This window comes from Ruegeria sp. N10, from assembly GCF_056531545.1.
In genome coordinates, this window is record NZ_JBQFLY010000002.1 from 114,162 (window position 1) to 132,709 (window position 18,548).

Sequence of the window (18,548 nt, forward strand, 5' to 3'; positions counted from 1 at the left end):
AAAAAGAATTAGGGCCGCCAAATGGCGACCCCGTGAGTGGATTTTGTTACCGCGATCAGTTGGCCTGACGGCGCAGGAAGGCTGGAATTTCGATACGATCCTGATCCGGGTCGGCCTCATCGTGAATCGGTGCCGTGGCCTCGGACTGGCGCAGAACGGGCTGCTGACGCGGCGGATGGGCCGGTGTATCAGAGGCGTGCCCGGTCATCCGGTCGATCAGCCGATTGAAGCCAAACCGCGAGCGTTCTTCGGGTTCGTGATGCGAAACCGCCGCTTGCGGGCGGGGCGTTGCGGCGCGCTGAGCTGCAGAGGGAACCTTCTGAACCGCTGCCTGCAAACGCTGGAGCGCTTCGGGCGACGGGGTGCCTGCGACAGGCGCGCGCGGGGCAACAAAAGCCTCGGGCGCCGGTTCTATTTGCTCGGGCTGCGGCTCGAATTCGGCGACGCGCGGCTGATAGGCCGGTGGCGGCAGATCGTCCTCATCCCGTTCATCAAACGGCTGGAACTTCGGCTGGGCGGGCTCTTCCGCGGCTTCAAACAACGAAGGTTCGCGGTCCTCTTCCATCTGCGGCGCGGGCTCTGCCATTTCGGCGGCTGCGGGCGCTTCTTCGCGACCGTATTCTTCGGCCGAAACGGTGCGGGTCAGCGGCTCGGACATCGAGCGGCGCGCGACCGGAATATCAGCCGTTTTTTCGGTGGCGTCGATGCCGGTCGCAACAACCGACACGCGCATGCCGCCTTCCATCGCGGTATCCAGCGTCGAGCCGACGATGATGTTCGCCTCGGGGTCCACTTCCTCGCGGATGCGGTTGGCGGCTTCGTCCAGCTCGAACAGGGTCAGGTCGTGCGAACCGGTGATGTTGATCAGTACACCCTTGGCGCCCTTGAGGCTGATTTCGTCCAGCAGCGGGTTGGCGATGGCTTTTTCCGCCGCCTGAATGGCGCGGTCTTCGCCAGTTGCCTCACCGGTGCCCATCATGGCTTTGCCCATCTCGTCCATCACGGCGCGTACATCCGCAAAGTCGAGGTTGATCAGGCCCGGACGCACCATCAGGTCGGTTACGCCTTTGACCCCCTGATACAGGACATCGTCGGCCATCGAGAACGCCTCGGTAAAGGTAGTCTTTTCATTGGCGAGGCGGAACAGGTTCTGGTTCGGAATGATGATCAGCGTGTCGACGACCCTTTGCAGTGCCTCAACACCGTCCTCGGCCTGACGCATCCGCTTGGCACCTTCGAACTGGAAGGGCTTGGTTACGACACCCACGGTCAGCACACCCAGCTCACGCGCGGCCTGCGCGATGATCGGAGCGGCGCCGGTGCCGGTGCCGCCGCCCATACCCGCGGTGATAAAGCACATATGCGCGCCTGCCAGATGGTCGACGATCTGTTCGATGCTTTCTTCGGCAGCAGCGGCACCCACGGCCGGGCGGGCCCCTGCCCCCAAACCTTCGGTGACCTTCACACCCAGTTGCACCCGCGCCGAGGACTGGCTTTGCTGCAGCGCCTGCGCATCGGTGTTGGCGACGACAAAATCGACGCCGTCCAGCTGTTTTTCAATCATGTTGTTGACAGCGTTACCGCCCGCACCGCCAACGCCAAATACTGTAATCCGAGGCTTCAGTTCGTCTTGCCCGGGCATCGAAAGATTCAATGTCATGCTCTGTCCGCCTGTATTTATGTTCCGCCAAAGCGGTATTTTTCTTACCTATCCTTGCTCGATTCTAGCGGGCTGATGCGAAAAGGTCACGTCAAAAATCGCGATTCACCACAAAATATGGAGGAAATAAGGCAGAAACCGGCGGCATTTCGCAGGTACTGCCAGATATAGCGGAAACAGCGGCGACCATCACAAGGCAGACGACCACGGCGCGAGGACTCAGCCGTTCGTCACGCTTTGGTCGACCATCATTTACACTGCGGAAAACTGCTCAGGTCCTGCCGCGAGGCCTCTGCCGGGCCTTGTGGATATCTTGAGGGATAAATCGGCGCGCCGCAACCGGATTTTTCAACTGAGCGGCGCACTTGGACAGTTCAGGCTGGTTTCGGTGATGCTGCGCACCTCCTGGATTTCGCTTTCTGCAAACGAGGCCAGACGCACCATCAGACGGCCTTCGTGCAGGAAGGGCCACCAGCAGACGGGAATACCATCCGGATCATTGTCATAGAGAAAGCAGATCTGACCGTTTGGCGTGGTGATCTGCCCATAGACACAGCCCTGCCCTTCTTGCCGCCAGACCGAAGCGTGACGGTTCAGAAATTGCTCGGTCCCGACGAAATAGCCGCTGCGAATCTCATGGAACGTGAGCGTTTTGCCGACGGCGGCATCCAGAAATGCCTCGGGCGTGATGATGGTCTGGGCCGAAACCCATCCCGGCAACAGGGCCGCACACAGCGCGGCCCGTTGCAGGTGTCTACCAATTGTCACGGAACCACCGGACGGCCCGCTTGAACGGGCGCGCGGCATATGTGTCGACCGGGATTTCGAAATCCCACCATTCGTCCTGCGGGTGCGCCGCAAACAGGCTAAGCCCCACTGAGGACGAGAACGCCGGTCCTGTCGCCGATTGCGGCAGGCCATGCACCCGCAGCGGGCGGCCCAGACGCACGCGTTGACCAAGGATGCGGGTCGCCAGACCGTCCAGCCCCATGATCTGACTGCCGCCACCGGTCAGAACGATCTGCTGGCTTGGCATGTGTTCAAACCCGGCCGCATCCAGACGCACGCGGACCTCTTCTAGAATTTCCTCGACGCGCGGACGCATGATGCCGATCAGTTCGGCCCGACTGACTGTGCGGCGGTCGTGTTCCCAGTCACCGGTATCGCCGCCGATATCGATCATGTCGCGGTCATCAGCGCCGGTCGCATGAACGCCGCCATTGAACGTCTTGATCCGCTCCGCAACTGCTGCGGGCACACCCAACCCCATCGAGATATCGGCGGTCACGTGATCGCCGCCCATACGCACGCAATCGGCATAGATCATGTGTTTCTTCATGAAGATCGAAACGCTGGTGGTACCGCCGCCCATGTCGATACAGGCCGCGCCGAGTTCCTGCTCATCTTCGACCAGCGCGGAAATTCCTGAGACATAGGCCGAGTTCGCAATCCCGGCGAGTTCCAGATCGCAGCGTTTGATACAGCGCACGATGTTCTGGATCGCCATCGCATCGACGGTCAGCATGTGCATATCGACCGCAAGACTTTGGCCCATCTGCCCGCGCGGGTCGATCAGGCCCGAGCGGTTGTCGAGCGCAAAATTGACTGGCTGTGCGTGCAGCACTTCACGCCCGTCGCCGTAATCCGGCACGTCGCAGGCATTCAGAACACGGCCCACTTCGGCCTCGGTCACCAGCTGGCCATCCAGATCGACCTGCGCGTCCAGCCCGTAAGAGCGCGGGTTGGCCCCCGAGAAACAGGCGATAACGTGATCGACACGGATATCGGCCATCTTCTGTGCGGCCTGAAGCGCGGTGCGGATGGCGCGTTCGGTTTCCTGCATGGCGGTGACTTCGCCAAACTGTACGCCGCGCGAACGTGTCGTTGCGGCCCCGATAACCCGAAACCCTGTCTGCCCCGCCATTGAGCCGATGGTGTTATCTTCACTCAACCGGCCCGATCCGTCAAAACGCAGAACGAGGCAGGCAATCTTGGAACTGCCCACATCCAGAATCGCGATCACACCGCGTTGCAATGCCTGGCGCCGCATCTGACGCATGGCGCGTTGGGACTGATAAAGATCGGTCATCATGCTCGTTACTGCCCGTTACTCAGTGTCACTTTTGTATTCCACCAGTCTTCGCTGGCGGCTTTGGTCATTCGGATGGTGGGACGCTGGCCAAGGCGCATGTCGACCACGGCCACGTCGCGCTCCAGAAGGTCCTGCACCTCGTTCACCGCAAGCACGCGTTCCAGCGCACGCACCGGGCGTTCGGTCGGCAGCATGATGCGCTGGCCACGGTCCAGGACCAGATCCCAGCGGCGTTCACCCACGCGCACCAGCCCGCGCACACGGTTGCCCAGGCTGCGGGCGGTCTGAAAAATCTCGAGCGCCTGCGCCACATGGGCATCCGCACCCGCGCCCGCGATCAGCGGCAGGTCGGCATGGTCCTTGCGAGAAGTGGTTTCCTTGACATGCGCGCCGGTCTCGTCGAGCAGTTCGAGCCCGTCATGCGTCCGCCAGACAATCACGGGCTGACGCTCGACCACGTTGACCTGAAGGATGCCGCCCGGACGGATGCGGACGGTGGCCGATTTCACCGGATCAAGCCCGGTGATCGTGTCGCGCATCTGTTCGACATCCAGATCCCAGGAACTGATCGGAAAATCCAGAGGCACGACCTCGCGGATATCATCGGACAGGCTGGTGCCTGCCCCGTCGATGGCCATCAGGTTAACCATGAACTCGGGGCGTTCCTGAATCGAGGTGCGAATATCGGCAATATAGGTACCAAGCGCTTCGCGCCGTTCCTGAGAGGCAAAATAGACGCCAACTGCCGCGGCAATGGCGCAGATCGGCAGGCCAAGCTTGACGCCCAGACGGATACCCGGTGTCAGCATCCAGCGCTGAAGACGATAGCTGAGGCGCGACGGGGCCGGATCGCTGCGGCGTGCGGTGCGGGAAAACACCCGCGCCCCGCGCAGACGCAGAATGGGCTGGGTGTCATGCGGCTCCGTATCAGCCGAGGCAAAATCGGCATCCGGCCCGGCAAGGGGCTTGGTGCGATGGATTTCCAGAGAGCGGCTGGCGATTAACGGTTGCATGAGGCGTCCTTAACCATCCAGGCGCAGAGCTGACCAAATGTCATGCCCATATGCGCGGCCTGTTCCGGGGCCAGCGAGGTGGGCGTCATGCCCGGCTGGGTATTGGTTTCCAGCAGAAACAGCCCATCAGCACCCGCGCTGTCATCCCAGCGAAAATCGGTGCGGCTGACACCCTTGCAGCCCAAAGCATCATGCGCACGCAAGGCATAATCCATACAGCGATCAAAGATATCCTGCGGGATGTCGGCGGGGACCACGTGCCATGATCCGCCGGGTTTGTACTTGGCGTCATAATCGTACCAGCCGCCATCGGTCATGATCTCGGTCACGGTCAGGGCGCGGTCGCCCATGACGGTCACGGTCAGCTCGCGCCCGGCCACGTATTTCTCGACCATGATCTGGTCGGGCATGTCTTCGGACAGCTGCGGCGGGCCGTTGGCGTTTTCGTGAACGATGTAGATGCCGACACTGGACCCTTCGTTATTGGGCTTGGCCACATAGGGCGGTTCCATCACATGGGCGCGGGTCACTTCGGCCCGCGGGACGATCACACTGGGGACAACGGGCAGACCTTCGGCCTGATAGACGTCCTTGCTGCGTTGCTTGTCCATGGCAAGGGCCGAGGCCAGAACGCCCGAATGGGTATAGGGAATACGCATCCATTCCAGCATCCCCTGCACGCAGCCATCCTCGCCCCAGCGGCCATGCAGGGCGTTGAAAACCACATCCGGCTGAATATCCAACAGGCGCGCATAGAGGTCGGGACCTGCGTCCAGTTCGACCACTTCAAAGCCTTCTCCCACAAGGGCGGCTGCGCATTCGCGCCCAGAGCTGAGAGACACCTCGCGTTCCGCCGAGGGGCCGCCCATCAATACCGCCACTTTGGGGTTTGTCCTGCTCGACATACCCAATGTGCGCCTCAATGTCCCCGGACCTTATGTGGTGGTCCGTACTGCGTTTATGCCTTTGATCCGTCGCCTGAATTTGCCTGTTTTGGTCTGACGGTCGGGGCTTTATTCTTTTAGCGGATCACCGACCCGCATGATTTCCCACTCTAGCGTGATGCCGCTTGTTTCGTAAACCTTTTTTCGCACCTCTTCGCCCAGGCCTTCGAGGTCGTCAGCGGTGGCGGTGCCGGTATTGATCAGGAAGTTCGAGTGTTTCGGGCTCATCTGCGCCCCGCCGCGTGCCGCACCGCGCATTCCGGCATCGTCGATCACTTTCCACGCCTTGAGGTCATGCACGTCATCGGCCTGCCCGGTCGAAGAAAACCCGGCCGGGTTGCGGAACGTCGATCCGGCGCTGCGGTCCTTGGTGGGCTGTGTTTCGTCACGCTTTTTCAGTTGCGCTTCCATTCGGGCATGAAGATCATCGGGATCGCCGGACGGGCCTTCGAACGTGGCCGAAATCAGAACGGCGCCTTCGGGCAAGTCGGACTGGCGATAGCGAAAGTTCAGTTCCTCGGTCGTCAGGTCCCGCAGGTCGCCCTGCCGGGTGACAATGGTGGCCTTGCGCAGCACGTCCGCCGTGTAGCTGCCGTAACAGCCCGCATTCATCCGCACCGCGCCCCCGATCGAGCCGGGGATGGTGCGCAGAAAGGTCAGGTCCACACCCGCATCCGCGGCCTTGCGCGCAACATGCGCGTCCAGTGCGGCAGCGCCCGCGATGACCGTATTGCCCTCAACCGAGATGGCGTTGAACCCGCGCCCCAGCCGGATCACCACGGCCCGCAAGCCACCATCGCGCACGATGAGGTTCGAGCCGACCCCCATCGGGAAGACCGGCACACCATCCGGCAGATCGCGCAGGAAGGCCTGCAAGTCTTCGATATCGGCAGGTTGAAACAGGTAATCCGCCGGCCCACCGACGCGGAGCCATGTGAGGTCAGACAGGTTACGCGCTTTGGACAGGCGGCCCCGGACGTCAGGAAGGACAGGGGGAAGCCGTGTCATGTAGTCGCGCGCACCGCCAGGCTGCGCCCACCGACCCCGCCCATGATTGCGGCGAAAAGGAAGGGGAGAACGCCGGCAGTCAACCAGACCAGCGGGCCGAACGCCTTGTCTTCTTCACCCGTTCCGACACCGGCCAGCACGACGATCAGCCCCAGACCAACCGCGGATGTCAGCCCGATCAGCCACAGAAGGCTGCGCAGGCCAAGCCAGCGGCCCGCCGTAAACCCGGCAGCGGCACCCAGAACGAAGGAAACGAGCGGTAGATAGGCAAATGTGGCGATTGTCGCCATGACAGATCTCCTGAAGTTGGCCGGTTATTCTTTGGCCGCCTTCATGCCCTGCATTTTCGCCTTTGTCCAACGGGTCAGATAAATCACCGGCCAGCGCAGCACGGACATGCCCATTGCCAGCACCAGCAAACCGATCCAGGGGCCGTTTTCATAGGTGACATAGCCGACGATGGGAATGCCCACGATGATCAGGATATAGGCGCGCGTCCAGTGGTTGTCGGTACTGGGGATCAGCGCAAGGATGTTGGCGGCAAAGCCCCACAGGGCCGCCAGAGCGATAGACCATGTCATTCCGCGACCTCGTGCCCTGTCCATTTGCGCCAGTAATACCGGATGGGGTTGCGAAACATCGACACGAACCCGGCAAATGCCGCGACCGACCAGAACCAGCCATGGACATACCCAAGCCACACGACCAGCACTGGTGCGCAGATCAGCAGGACAAACCCCAGCGGGAATTGCAGCCGCATCGGCAACATTGCCACGATGGTGGCGCAGATCACCCAAAGCGCTGCAAAGATCATCGAATAGTCCATTCGCCCCTCCGAGGACACGCGACTGCTGCAGTCAGAGTATCACACTTTTAAGTTGTGCGACAAACAAATGACGCGTCAAACAGCTTGTTTTCTTTGCAATCTCTCGGGCAAGCCGTTGGCCCAGGCGCTGATCGTACCGGCCCCGAGGCAGACGACCATGTCGCCCGGACGGGCCTGTTCGCGCACGAGGCGTTCGAGATCGTCTTCATCCAGCAGCGCACGGGCGTGGCGGTGGCCGTGACGGATCAGGCCCTGCACCAGATCGTCGCGCGAGGCACCTTCGATCGGGTCTTCGCCAGCGGCAAAAACCTCGGCAATCGCCACAACATCGGCGTCGTTGAAGCAGGTGCAGAAATCATCAAACAGGTTGGACAGGCGCGAATAGCGGTGCGGCTGATGCACCGCAATCACGCGGCCTTCGGTCGCCTGACGGGCAGCCTTGAGAACAGCTGCGATTTCAACCGGGTGGTGGCCGTAATCGTCGATGATGGTGACACCGTCGATTTCTCCGACCTTTGTAAAGCGACGGTTGACGCCGCCGAAATTGGCCAGCGCATCGCGGATTTCCGCAGCTTTCATGCCCAGATGGCGGGCGACAGCCACAGCGGACAGCGCGTTTGAGACGTTGTGATCGCCGGGCATCGGCAGGGTGCAGCCTTCGATCATCTTGTCTTCGTATTGCAGGTGGATGTCGAAATGCGCCACGCCGCCCTTGTAGGTCAGGTTCACCGCCCGCACATCCGCCTGCGCGTTGAACCCATAGGTGCGGACACGGCGATCCGTGATGCGGCCGACAAGGGCCTGAACCTCGGCATGATCGGTGCAGCAGACGGCCAGACCGTAGAATGGCAGGTTCGAGACGAATTCGTAGAAACCGTCGCGCAGCCTGTCGAAATCACCCCAATGCTCCATATGCTCGGGGTCGATATTGGTGACAATGGCGATGGTTGCGGGCAGGCGGTTAAAAGAACCGTCGCTTTCGTCGGCTTCGACCACCATCCATTCGCCCTGCCCCATCCGCGCGTTCGATCCATAGGCGTGGATGATGCCGCCATTGATCACGGTCGGATCGAAATCGCCTGCCACCATCAGTTCGGCCATCATGGTCGTCGTGGTGGTCTTGCCGTGCGTTCCGGCAATGGCAATGTTCGAGCGCAGGCGCATCAGTTCGGCCAGCATGTCGGCGCGGCGGACAACCGGCAGCCCTCGGGCGCGGGCTTGGTCCAGTTCCGGGTTACCCGGTTTGATCGCGGTCGAGACAACCACAACAGCGGCGTTTTCAAGGTTTTCGGCGCGCTGGCCGACGAAAATCTCGGCCCCCAAACTGGCCAGCCGGTCTGTGATCTTCGAGGCTTTCAAATCGGAGCCCTGTACCTGATACCCCAGGTTCAGCAGCACCTCGGCGATGCCCGACATGCCGATCCCGCCGATGCCCACAAAATGGATCGGCCCTACGTCCTGCGGCAGTTTGGTTGCTGGGTTCATGTGGTCTCCTTCTGCGCCAGCTGCTCGACCAGAGCGACCAGACGCTGGGTGGCATCGGGCGCCCCGACCGACAGGGCACCATGGGCCATTTTCTGTGCGGCTTCGGGGTTCGTGAGAACCGTGGTGATTTGCTGTGTCAGCGTGGGAACGTCAAGCGCATTTTCCGGGATCATGATGGCCCCGCCGGCCTGCACCAGCCCGTGCGCGTTGGCGGTCTGATGATCCCCGGCGGCGGCGGCAAACGGGATCAGGATCGAAGGGCGACCGATGACCGAGATATCGGCCACGCTGGACGCGCCCGAGCGCGAGATCACCAGCTGCGCATCCGACATGCGGCGGGGAATGTCATCGAAGAAGGGCTGAACGTCGGCGCGGATACCATGATCTTGGTAGAATGCGCTGACCCGTTCGCCATCTTCATCCCGCGCCTGATGCGAGACACGGATATGCGCGCGAAGGTCTTGGGGCAGCGCGGCAATCGCTCCGGGCACCATATTGCTGAGGATGCGCGCACCCTGCGAGCCGCCCATCACCAGAACCGACATCGGATAGTCACCCGGCGGGATATACCCGGCGGCGGCGCGGTCCAGAACCGCGGCACGTACCGGGTTGCCAGTGTGGATGCCATGCGCGCCTTCAGGCAGATCCGTCGGCCAGACGCCGCAGGCCACCTGTGCAACGCGGGTTGCAAACAGCTGATTCACGCGGCCCAGTACCCCGTTCTGTTCATGGATCATCCGCGGAACTTTCAGCAGGGTCGCTGCGCCCAGCGCCGGGATCGAGGGATAACCGCCAAAGCCTACGACAACATCGGGTTTGTCGCGCATCATCTGGAAGACCATGCTGGTGACACCACCAGCGATAATCGGGCCAACCATCGCCTTGGCCGCCAGACCGCCACGGGCGAAGGTGGCCGAGGACGCCTCGACAATTTCAGTCGAATGGGGAAAGCCGCCGGTATAGCGCGCACCGCGCGGGTCGGTGGACAGGCGCACGCGCCAGCCCTTGTGCAGCATCGCCTCGGCCAGCGCCTGAGCGGGGAACATATGGCCCCCGGTGCCGCCAGCCGCAATCAACAGGTAAGGGTTCCCCATTATCCTCGTCCGCGCAGAATATCGCCTAGTTCGCCCTGTGGGCGGTTTCGGGTGAAGGCCAGCAGCATGCCGACGGCAATACCGCCTGCAATCAGCGACGAGCCGCCATAGCTGACGAACGGCAAAGTCATGCCTTTGGCGGGCAACAGACGTACCGCAACACCCATGTTGATCATCGCCTGAACGCCAAACATGCAGGCCAGACCGGTACCGGCCAGACGAATGAACATGTCGCGTTCGCGCATCAGCCGCAGCAGCGAGCGCACGACGATCAGCGCATACAGCGCAATGATGATCATGACGAGGATCAGGCCGTATTCCTCGGCCGCGACGGCGATGATGAAATCGGTATGGGCATCGGGCAGTGACCATTTCACCTGCCCTTCCCCCACGCCGACGCCGAACAACCCGCCTTCGCGGATGGCGTTGGTTGCATAGCCAAGCTGGGTGGTCGGATCGACCTCTTGATTCAGAAAGCCGTCGATGCGGCGGGCAAAGTGTTCAGAATTCGAATAGGCCAACATCCCGCCCAGAACGACAACACCGGCCATGCCCAGCAAAAGCAGCATCGGTGCCCCGGCCACGAAATACATGACGCCCCAGCCGAACAGGATCAGGCAAGCCTGACCGAAATCGGGTTGCATAACCAGCATGGCCACGATGGCCATGCAGAGCGCAAAGGACCACAACCGCCCCGGAGGGCCGTTTATTTCCTGTGAGGCGGCCAGCAGCCACGCGGCCACGACGACAAAGCCGGGTTTCAGAAACTCGGACGGTTGCAGCGAGGCAAAGCCCAGCGAGTACCAGCGCACTGCGCCCTTGCCGAAATCCGTTCCGAACACCGGCAGGAAGACCAGAGCGACGAAGGCCCCCAGAAAACCAAGTACGGCCAGACGCCGCACCAAGGTTGGAGACATCATCGAGGTCAGCAGCATCGCGATCAGCGCCAATCCGCCGAACAAGGCCTGACGCTCGACATAATGGAAGGGATCGAACCCGTTGCGACCGGCCAGTGGCGGTGAAGAGGCCAGCCCCAGCAACAACCCGATGGTAAACAGGATCAGAACGCAGGACATCGTCCAGCGATCGATAGTACGCCACCATTTCGGTAGAATCGGTTCTCCGCGCTGGTCCTGGACCGCGCCATACACCATCTCAGTCATGAGATACCGCCACTCTCTGCCTCGTTAACGCCCCGTTTTCGGGATCTGGCTGAGAGTCTACATGCAATTTGGCGATCAGGCCAGCCTGTTCAGGAGCAAATCGGGATTTCCCGCCCAAGACCCGCGCCGCACGCCCGGATCGCCGGTCAGCCGTTTTACGACGGCCACCGGACGGGAGGAGGTGGGCATCAGACCTTGCTTAGCAGCAGCGGCACATCCAGCAACCCCGCCACACCGAACAGTTCGGCCCTGGGGGGCGGCGTGTAACCGTTGATCGCGTCAGCTTGCAGGGTTCCTGCGGCAGAGGACCAATACCAGTGGGTGTTGTCGAAACGCGTTGCAGATGTTTCGAGGTTCTTGAAGATGGCTTTGATCTGCACCCCATTGAGAACATTGGGCGACTTTCGCTGCATCATCGCTATTGCCCCGGCAACAAGGGCCGAAGCCCCCGAAGTGCCGCCGAATTCAGTATACAGACCGGCGGGATCGTCCACCGCCTTTTTTCGGGTTTTGACCGCCGCGGCAAGGCTGCCTTCGACATAGCCCCGCGGGCCCGGCACATCCAACGTCACCAACCGTTGAGGCGCGAATTCGACATTCGGGATCGCGTCACCACTGCCGTCGCGTTTCAGGTGATGTTTCGGATTTTCCAGATGGAAGTCAGTGGCCGAGGCTGCATCACGGTCCAGACGAATTTGATAGCGGTTATAGATTTCACCGTCATCCGAGGGGGCGGATACAGTCAGATCTGCAGAGTGGTTCGAATACCCGGACCGGGTGCCATTATAGTTGACGGCCCCCACCGAGATAATCCCGTTGGTTGGATCACCAGACAGGCTGGCAGGGTAAATCAACTCACTTCGACCGTCATTGCCAGCGGCACAGACCACCGGAATTCTCGTGCTGACCCATTTGATGATCTTGTCCAGCGCCGACCATGCCACCGAGATGTCGCGCGCGTCGCCGTCGGGTTCGTCGCGCCTCGTCTCGTGCAGGCGCGTCTTTTCGTGCGAGTCCAGACCCGGATAGAACGGCTCGGTGCCAGTGGCAGGGCGAAATCTATATCCCGGCCAATGAGCAGGGTTCGCGGCATCGCGCGGAAACAGGATGACATGCGCGCCTTTGTGGAGGGCATAAAGAAACGCCGCAATCAACTCTTCCGGGCTGGGTGAGATCGACGTCGTGATCGGAATAACCCTGCTTTTGGGATCAACCCCGTAATACGCCGCGATATTGCCGGTATTGCCGAATTGATCCGCCGCAAAGCTGGTTCCGCAGGCCAGCCCGGCACAGCTGGTGCCGTGCCCGGCATAGCGATCGTCATAAGCATCGATGTAACGCTTGACACCGAACCCCGATCTCAATCCGGCAATCACCCGCTGTTCCTGCGACGTCAGGCCCGGAATGCCCAAGGGGTTCTGAATGCCCGACAGATGTTGCACATGTTCTTCGATATGTTCTGCCCCTGCCCCAACGGCCGACCGGTCGATGTATTTGACACCGAACGGGTGGCTGGCCAGATCAAGGGCGTCGTCCCGAATGACCCTGTCCGCCGGAACCGGTCCGGTGTCCGGCGCTTTCAGGTTTGGGTGATGCGGGGCCACGCCCATGTCGATCAGGGCGATCTTCGCCTCGGCCAGAGCAGGACCTGTGAAATCCCAGATCGCGCTGTCGATTTCCGGGCAGGTCTCTCCGTCAGCGGGCGGGGGCGCCTTGACGGTCAAGGCTTTGATCGCGACCAGATGCCAGAGATAGTAATATCGTGCGTAGTCTTCGTTTCCTGCGGTCATTTCGTCACCTCGCGTTGATCCTTAACCCAGCCATTCGTCTTGTGCTTCGTCCATCAGTTCGTCCAGAACCTCGGTCAGGTAAGCCACGGTTTTTCTGGCCAGACTTCGCCCGGCGGCTGTGTCGCTTGGGTAGTGCAGACCAGCCCATTCGCGGTTTTCAGCAATCCGCTGGGCGCGGTGGAACAAAGCGACAGTGCCCGGATGTTCAGGGATCAGCCGCGAGAACAGTTCGGCAATCGCGAAGGATTGGTAGGAGTGGTTCGAGGGGTAAGCCGCATGATAAGGCACCGGAAGAAAGGGCCGGATCAGCGGCTGGATAATATTGGGTCTGGGCCGGCTGAAGCGGTTCTTGTAGGTCAGGCCGATTTCATTCGTCAGTTCCAGCAGGATCGTCATCAGCGCGCGGGTCGCATCAAAGCCGCCCTTCTCGTCAATGCCCAGCGGACTGAGATATTCATCGATGCCAAAGCCTGCCTGCGCCACGATTTCCTCGCGCCGTGTTGCCTGATTTGACCACTTGAGCCGCCCTTGCAGGATCAGCAGGTATTCAGTTTCCTTCATGCTTTCGTCAGGCCCCGGTGGCGGCAGAAGATCGATATTTTCCCAGACCTTGCCCAGCAATCCGGATGCGGGCAGCATACCGATCCGGCACAGATCGCGCATCTCGCGCCAGCCGAAGGAGGCATCGCTGCCGCCGACGTCAAAATCGCTGCGGTTTCTGTTACGATTGCGATTTCTGTTTCGGTTCCGGTTTCTGTTCCGATTGCGGTTTCTATTGCGGTTTCGGTTCAGTGCGAATGCCGAAGATGCGCTCATCGCGACAGACGCCGCGCCGAGGGCAGAGCGTTTCCCGATCTCTTCGTCTTTCGCACCTTTTACACGGCTGTCAGACCTGAAGGGGTCAATGAATTCTTCGTTCTGCATGAACTCGGTAAGCTCGCGCAGTTTTTCAATATCCAGCAACTCGGGATCCAGATCATGAATGGCATTGAGGTAATCGATGAAGCTTTCCCTCTGCGCGTCGTAAATGAAATTGTCCAACGCCATTCGATTGCCCCCCGGTGAGGCACCGAGACCACCGGTTCCGGCAAGGTTCATCAATTTCACCACTTTGCAGGAAATCAGCTCTCCACGTCGGGCCATCATGCCAAAATCATTGAGCGTGGACACGTAAGACATAAGTAAACCCCCTACTTTTACCCCTACTTCAAGCGTGTTGCGGCAATCCGATCCTGGACAGGCCGCTTTCCATCAGTTGCGCGCTGAACCGTGTTGGCACCGGGAACCGGTCTTGCTGGATGCAGGCCAGCGACATGTCCGGTTCCAAGTTGGTCAGCCGCTGCAAGGCGAACTCGCCTCGCTGCCGGTCACCTGCGTGCCCGTAAGCCGCAGCCAGATAGCGCATGACGGTTTTGAACTGCGGCTGAACCTCCATCACGGATTCTCCGAACCTGATGGATTTCTCGAACTCGCCATTGACCAGCGCGGCGACGCAACCGGCCCCGTCGAACAGGTGCCGGTATGGGCTGTGCCGCCCGATAAGCCGCGCCTTCTGCGCGGCTTCAACCGCCTGGGCTGGGCGATCCGTGTAGCAATAAAGCATGGCGGCTGAATCCCAGCTCATCGCCCGATAAGGGCTGAGCTCGAGCGCGCGGTCGACCAGATCCTGCGCCACCGAAAACTCTCGGAACACGTAGGAATGCACGTGGGCGACAAGGCCCAGAACGGTGCCGTTATCCGGGTCAGCCTCGACCGCGCGGCGGGCCAGATCGCGCGCCTGCGCTTCCAGCGCGGCATCCCAGGTACCGTACCGTTCGCCGACCTTGAAGGTCGTGACATAGGCCAGCCACGCCAGATAGACCGGCTTGGGATCAAGCTCGTAAGCCGCCAGAATATCGGCCTCGAGCTGGTCCAGCCCCGGCCCGGTCATGGTCAGCAGGTGATGCACGGCGGCAACGGCGGTTTTCGCCGCGTGATGGGCGGCCGGGTCGCGCATGTGACGCCCGTTCAGCAAGGCCGTCAGCAAGGCGTCGGTGGCATAACTGATGAACGACGTCAGCCCAGAGCAGTTTTGACCCAGAAAGTCACCTTGATCGGCCACTACATTCTGGCTCCAGATCACTTTCCTGTCTTCCGACCGCATTGCTGTGGCGGACACTTGCAACATGCTGCCACAGGTCGAGGCGCGGCATTGCAGGAACAGGTCAGGCCCTGCCGACAAAGGTTCCTGCGGGAACGCAATCTGCGGCACCCGGTAATCCTGAACCTCAAGCGCTTCGGTTTCGGTAAGGGACTTGGACAGCTGTTCCGCGACGATGTTGGACACGAATGCCGCGGTTTCGGAACCGCCCCCTACATCCGGAGACAACAGACCGATCACGAAATTCGGGCGCGGTAAGGTGAACGACAGCTGTTCTGACCGGAAAGCCGTTGGGTTGGCGGGAACAGGAACCGGCTGTTCTTTTCCGTCCTTCTCATAGGGGACGTCGATTGTTGCGCGTGCAACTTTAAACAGCTCGAGCGAGGCACCGATATTCTTGAGATTGGGCCGCCCGATCGAGTTGAACAGGAAATCCTGCCGCCCGCGCAGCGCATTGCGCACAACGCTTGAGACCAGAACCTCGCCGGATGACCCGACGCTTTCGATGCGCGCTGCCGTGTTCACGGCGTCACCGATGATCTGCTGGTCAACCTCGAACGTGTCGCCCAGATGTATCCCAATTCGATACCCTTTGGCGTACCGGTCGGGGGCATGGGTCAGGACATCCTGCACCCCCAGCGCAGTTTCGACGGCGGCACGCGCACTTGGAAAGACGGCGCATAGCCCGTCACCGGTCAGGCCGGTCACCCGGCCCCGAAAGCTGTTAACCAGATCGCTGACGCAGTTCAGATCGCGGCGGATTCTGGCCAGCGTTTCAAGCTCGGCCTCGCGGACGGCGGCAGAGTAATCACATGCATCAAGGAACAGGATCGCCCTGAGCCGCGCCTTGGGAAGGTCGCTTGGATTGTTCAAATTCAGATTAATACCCATGATCGTGTCTCGGAACTCTTTAACTTGTTGAAATGTGCCACCCCGAAAACAGGCGGGCTGGCACGCATCAGAGGCGTGTTGCGATTGCAAATGCAGCCGACGGGTGTGAATGGCGCTGCATTGCGCGGGACGGGCCACGGGCCTGAATGGAAATCACGAGGCATTAATCGGCCCGCTGATGAGATTTGGTTTCTAAAATGCGTTAAGTTCAAAATAATAAGGGTTATTGTATTGTTTTAGTGAACTTCCGTCGACATATTTTTATTTTTGCACGTATTTTTCGGTGCAATTTGGCCAATTTACCCGGCATCTGTGGCGCTTGGTGCTTGGCGGGCAAGACGGGCTGATGCGGCAAGACTTCCCGTTAGGAGTGCGCGAGGGCTGACCCCGGTCAAGTCCTTGGCATTGGACCTTCCTGTTGCCGCTGAACCGGGCGGACAGTACGACGCAACAGCGGCTGACAGGTACCGGAAATCGATTCTCCAAAAAGTATCCGAACGTTGCCCGGCCCTCACCGTTTCTGCCGGTCAAGCCAGTCACCACCCTGTTTGGTGGCCCACATGTGGCGGGATCAGGTGCCTCGCACAACCTGAACGGTGCCGCATTTTGACCGGACCCGAACGTGGTTTTCTGCGATCTGCGCCCTTCCAGCCCAGCCCCGAAACACCCGCGCAAAATCCCGACAACCAGCCCAAATCGGACCCCACGCAAGGGTGTCACCGCGCGCAAGCCCCGAATTTCCGGGAATCATTCACCTGACAACTAAATCCTTTGCCTCAGGCCCGATGCGCCGGGTTTCACCCTTGTCATCGCCGAAAATCCACGCCAAGGGCGGTGCATGAGGTTCGATACGATCATATTGGGCGCCGGAGCGGCAGGCATGATGTGCGCGGCCCGTTGCGGTGGGCGGGTGCTGGTGATCGACCACGCCAAGGCGCCGGGCGAGAAAATTCGCATCTCAGGCGGAGGGCGGTGCAATTTCACCAATATGTATGCAGGCCCGGACAACTTCCTGTCGCAAAACCCGCATTTCTGCAAGTCCGCGCTAGCCCGGTTTACGCAGTGGGATTTTGTCGATCTGGTGAACCGGCACGGCATCGGATGGCATGAGAAAACGCTTGGGCAGTTGTTCTGTGATGGCTCTTCAAAGCAGATCATCCAGATGTTGCTGGACGAGATGAGCCGCGCCGGCGCCGAGCTGTGGGTCCAGACCGCGCTGCGTGATCTGCGCAAGGATGGCACCGGATTCGCGCTGGAGGTCGAGCGTGAGGGGCAGCGCCTGCATCTGACCTGTGCCAATCTGGTGCTGGCCACGGGGGGCAAATCCATCCCCAAGATGGGCGCGACCGGGCTGGCCTATGACATTGCCCGGCAGTTTGGCCTGCGGGTGACCGACACCCGCGCGGCGCTGGTGCCATTCACCTTTTCGGATGGCCGGTTCAAGGACCTGTCCGGTGTTTCCCTGCCCGCGCGGCTTTCTAACGAACGCACAAGTTTTGACGAAGCGCTGTTGTTCACCCATCGCGGCCTCAGCGGGCCGTCCGTTTTGCAGCTGTCCTCTTATTGGCGCGAAGGTGAGGAGATCGGCGTGAACCTGATCCCCGAACTGCCCCTGTTCGATCTGCTGCGTGCGCAACGGCAAAACGCCGGGCGCAAGGCGCTGACAACGGAACTTGCGCGGCATCTGCCGTCCCGGCTGGTCGAGTATCTGAGCCAAGTCATTCCGATGTCCGGCAATCTGGCCGATCAGTCGGACGCGAAGCTGTCTGAACTGGTCGCGGCCCTGTCTGACTGGCGGCTGGTACCGTCGGGAACCGAAGGGTATCGCACTGCCGAGGTCACACTGGGCGGAATAGATACCGATGATCTGTCGTCGAAAACGATGGAGGCCAAGGATGTCCCTGGCCTCTATGCGATTGGCGAAGCGGTGGATGTCACCGGGTGGCTTGGCGGCTACAACTTTCAATGGGCGTGGTCATCAGGCCATGCCGCAGGTGTTGCCATTGCCGCCAGGCATTAACCTACACTTCCGTTTGCGCGGCATTAACCTACGACGTTGTAGCCGCGACCGCGCATGCAGTTGCGCACGATCACTTCCTGGTTCTGGGTGTTGCTGATCGCACTGGCACCCACACCGACCAGAGCACCGGCCGCCGCCGCACGGCCAAGATCGCTGGCGCTGTTGTCGATAATTGCCGTGGTTGCCGCAGCACCGGCCGCGCCGATGGCGGCAGCGCCTGCGGTGTTGCTGTCCAGCGTCGGGCGGGACCGCGCCAGCGCCTGACAATTGGCCAGATCGGACTGGTAGTTCGGCCCCACAGGCCCGTCGATGATAGGAACATAATTCGCCCCGCTATTGGCACAGGCCCCGGCCAGCGCAACGACGGGAAGGATGGAGAGAATTTTGCGTGCAGACATTTCCGCTTCCTCTTTATTGAACTT

At 60.9% G+C, this 18,548-nt stretch carries 17 protein-coding genes; 1 reads left to right on the forward strand and 16 read right to left on the reverse strand.

Translation table 11 applies throughout. The features are described 5' to 3' along the window. Nucleotides 1-55: 55 nt before the first annotated feature. The 15 genes from ftsZ to ACR0JI_RS03940 all read right to left on the reverse strand — a co-directional run bounded on the left by ftsZ (nt 56) and on the right by ACR0JI_RS03940 (nt 16,106). A complete protein-coding gene (gene ftsZ / locus ACR0JI_RS03870) occupies nt 56-1,660 on the reverse strand; it encodes a cell division protein FtsZ (protein WP_480475965.1) in 1,605 nt (534 codons plus the stop codon). A gap of 348 nt (nt 1,661-2,008) precedes the next feature. Further along, nucleotides 2,009-2,428: a hypothetical protein gene (locus ACR0JI_RS03875; protein ID WP_480475963.1), complete on the reverse strand. Its 420-nt coding sequence runs from the start codon at nt 2,426-2,428 to the stop codon at nt 2,009-2,011. Beyond that, complete coding sequence (gene ftsA / locus ACR0JI_RS03880; RefSeq protein ID WP_480475961.1) at nt 2,415-3,749, reverse strand: cell division protein FtsA; 1,335 nt, start codon at nt 3,747-3,749, stop codon at nt 2,415-2,417. The genes ACR0JI_RS03875 and ftsA overlap by 14 nt, the downstream gene beginning before the upstream one ends. Nucleotides 3,750-3,757: 8 nt before the next feature. Further along, a complete protein-coding gene (locus tag ACR0JI_RS03885; RefSeq protein WP_480475959.1) occupies nt 3,758-4,765 on the reverse strand; it encodes a cell division protein FtsQ/DivIB in 1,008 nt (335 codons plus the stop codon). Continuing rightward, nucleotides 4,753-5,676 carry a D-alanine--D-alanine ligase gene (locus ACR0JI_RS03890; RefSeq protein WP_480493807.1) on the reverse strand — a complete coding sequence of 308 codons (924 nt, stop codon included), beginning with the start codon at nt 5,674-5,676 and terminating at the stop codon, nt 4,753-4,755. The genes ACR0JI_RS03885 and ACR0JI_RS03890 overlap by 13 nt, the downstream gene beginning before the upstream one ends. 102 nt (nt 5,677-5,778) lie before the next feature. Next, nucleotides 5,779-6,717: a UDP-N-acetylmuramate dehydrogenase gene (gene murB / locus ACR0JI_RS03895; protein WP_480493806.1), complete on the reverse strand. Its 939-nt coding sequence runs from the start codon at nt 6,715-6,717 to the stop codon at nt 5,779-5,781. Next, a complete protein-coding gene (locus tag ACR0JI_RS03900; RefSeq protein ID WP_209504519.1) occupies nt 6,714-7,007 on the reverse strand; it encodes a hypothetical protein in 294 nt (97 codons plus the stop codon). Before ACR0JI_RS03900 ends, murB begins: the two co-directional genes overlap by 4 nt. A gap of 24 nt (nt 7,008-7,031) precedes the next feature. Further along, nucleotides 7,032-7,298 carry a DUF2484 family protein gene (locus tag ACR0JI_RS03905; protein WP_480475955.1) on the reverse strand — a complete coding sequence of 89 codons (267 nt, stop codon included), beginning with the start codon at nt 7,296-7,298 and terminating at the stop codon, nt 7,032-7,034. Continuing rightward, nucleotides 7,295-7,543, reverse strand: a complete 249-nt coding sequence (locus ACR0JI_RS03910; protein WP_480475953.1) for a DUF2484 family protein — start codon at nt 7,541-7,543, stop codon at nt 7,295-7,297. The genes ACR0JI_RS03905 and ACR0JI_RS03910 overlap by 4 nt, the downstream gene beginning before the upstream one ends. Before the next feature lie 75 nt (nt 7,544-7,618). After that, nucleotides 7,619-9,028, reverse strand: coding sequence for a UDP-N-acetylmuramate--L-alanine ligase (gene murC / locus ACR0JI_RS03915; protein ID WP_480493805.1), 1,410 nt, complete (start codon nt 9,026-9,028; stop codon nt 7,619-7,621). Continuing rightward, a complete protein-coding gene (locus ACR0JI_RS03920; protein ID WP_480493804.1) occupies nt 9,025-10,122 on the reverse strand; it encodes a UDP-N-acetylglucosamine--N-acetylmuramyl-(pentapeptide) pyrophosphoryl-undecaprenol N-acetylglucosamine transferase in 1,098 nt (365 codons plus the stop codon). The genes murC and ACR0JI_RS03920 overlap by 4 nt, the downstream gene beginning before the upstream one ends. Further along, on the reverse strand, nt 10,122-11,285 hold the full coding sequence (ftsW, locus tag ACR0JI_RS03925) for a putative lipid II flippase FtsW (RefSeq protein ID WP_209504524.1): 1,164 nt from the start codon (nt 11,283-11,285) through the stop codon (nt 10,122-10,124). The genes ACR0JI_RS03920 and ftsW overlap by 1 nt, the downstream gene beginning before the upstream one ends. A gap of 188 nt (nt 11,286-11,473) precedes the next feature. Next, nucleotides 11,474-13,075, reverse strand: coding sequence for a S8 family serine peptidase (locus ACR0JI_RS03930; protein WP_480493803.1), 1,602 nt, complete (start codon nt 13,073-13,075; stop codon nt 11,474-11,476). A gap of 21 nt (nt 13,076-13,096) precedes the next feature. Beyond that, nucleotides 13,097-14,254 (reverse strand): phosphatase PAP2 family protein, encoded by a 1,158-nt coding sequence (locus ACR0JI_RS03935; RefSeq protein WP_480493802.1) that lies wholly within the window; start codon nt 14,252-14,254, stop codon nt 13,097-13,099. Nucleotides 14,255-14,282: 28 nt separating this feature from the next. Next, nucleotides 14,283-16,106 (reverse strand): adenylate/guanylate cyclase domain-containing protein, encoded by a 1,824-nt coding sequence (locus tag ACR0JI_RS03940; protein ID WP_480493801.1) that lies wholly within the window; start codon nt 16,104-16,106, stop codon nt 14,283-14,285. 838 nt (nt 16,107-16,944) lie between these two features. Between ACR0JI_RS03940 and ACR0JI_RS03945 the strand changes: the two genes are divergently transcribed. Next, nucleotides 16,945-18,126 (forward strand): BaiN/RdsA family NAD(P)/FAD-dependent oxidoreductase, encoded by a 1,182-nt coding sequence (locus ACR0JI_RS03945; RefSeq protein WP_480493800.1) that lies wholly within the window; start codon nt 16,945-16,947, stop codon nt 18,124-18,126. A 23-nt stretch (nt 18,127-18,149) separates the two neighbouring features. Here ACR0JI_RS03945 and ACR0JI_RS03950 read toward each other — a convergent pair whose 3' ends face one another. Next, nucleotides 18,150-18,524 (reverse strand): glycine zipper family protein, encoded by a 375-nt coding sequence (locus tag ACR0JI_RS03950; protein WP_480475937.1) that lies wholly within the window; start codon nt 18,522-18,524, stop codon nt 18,150-18,152. Nucleotides 18,525-18,548 lie beyond the last annotated feature (24 nt).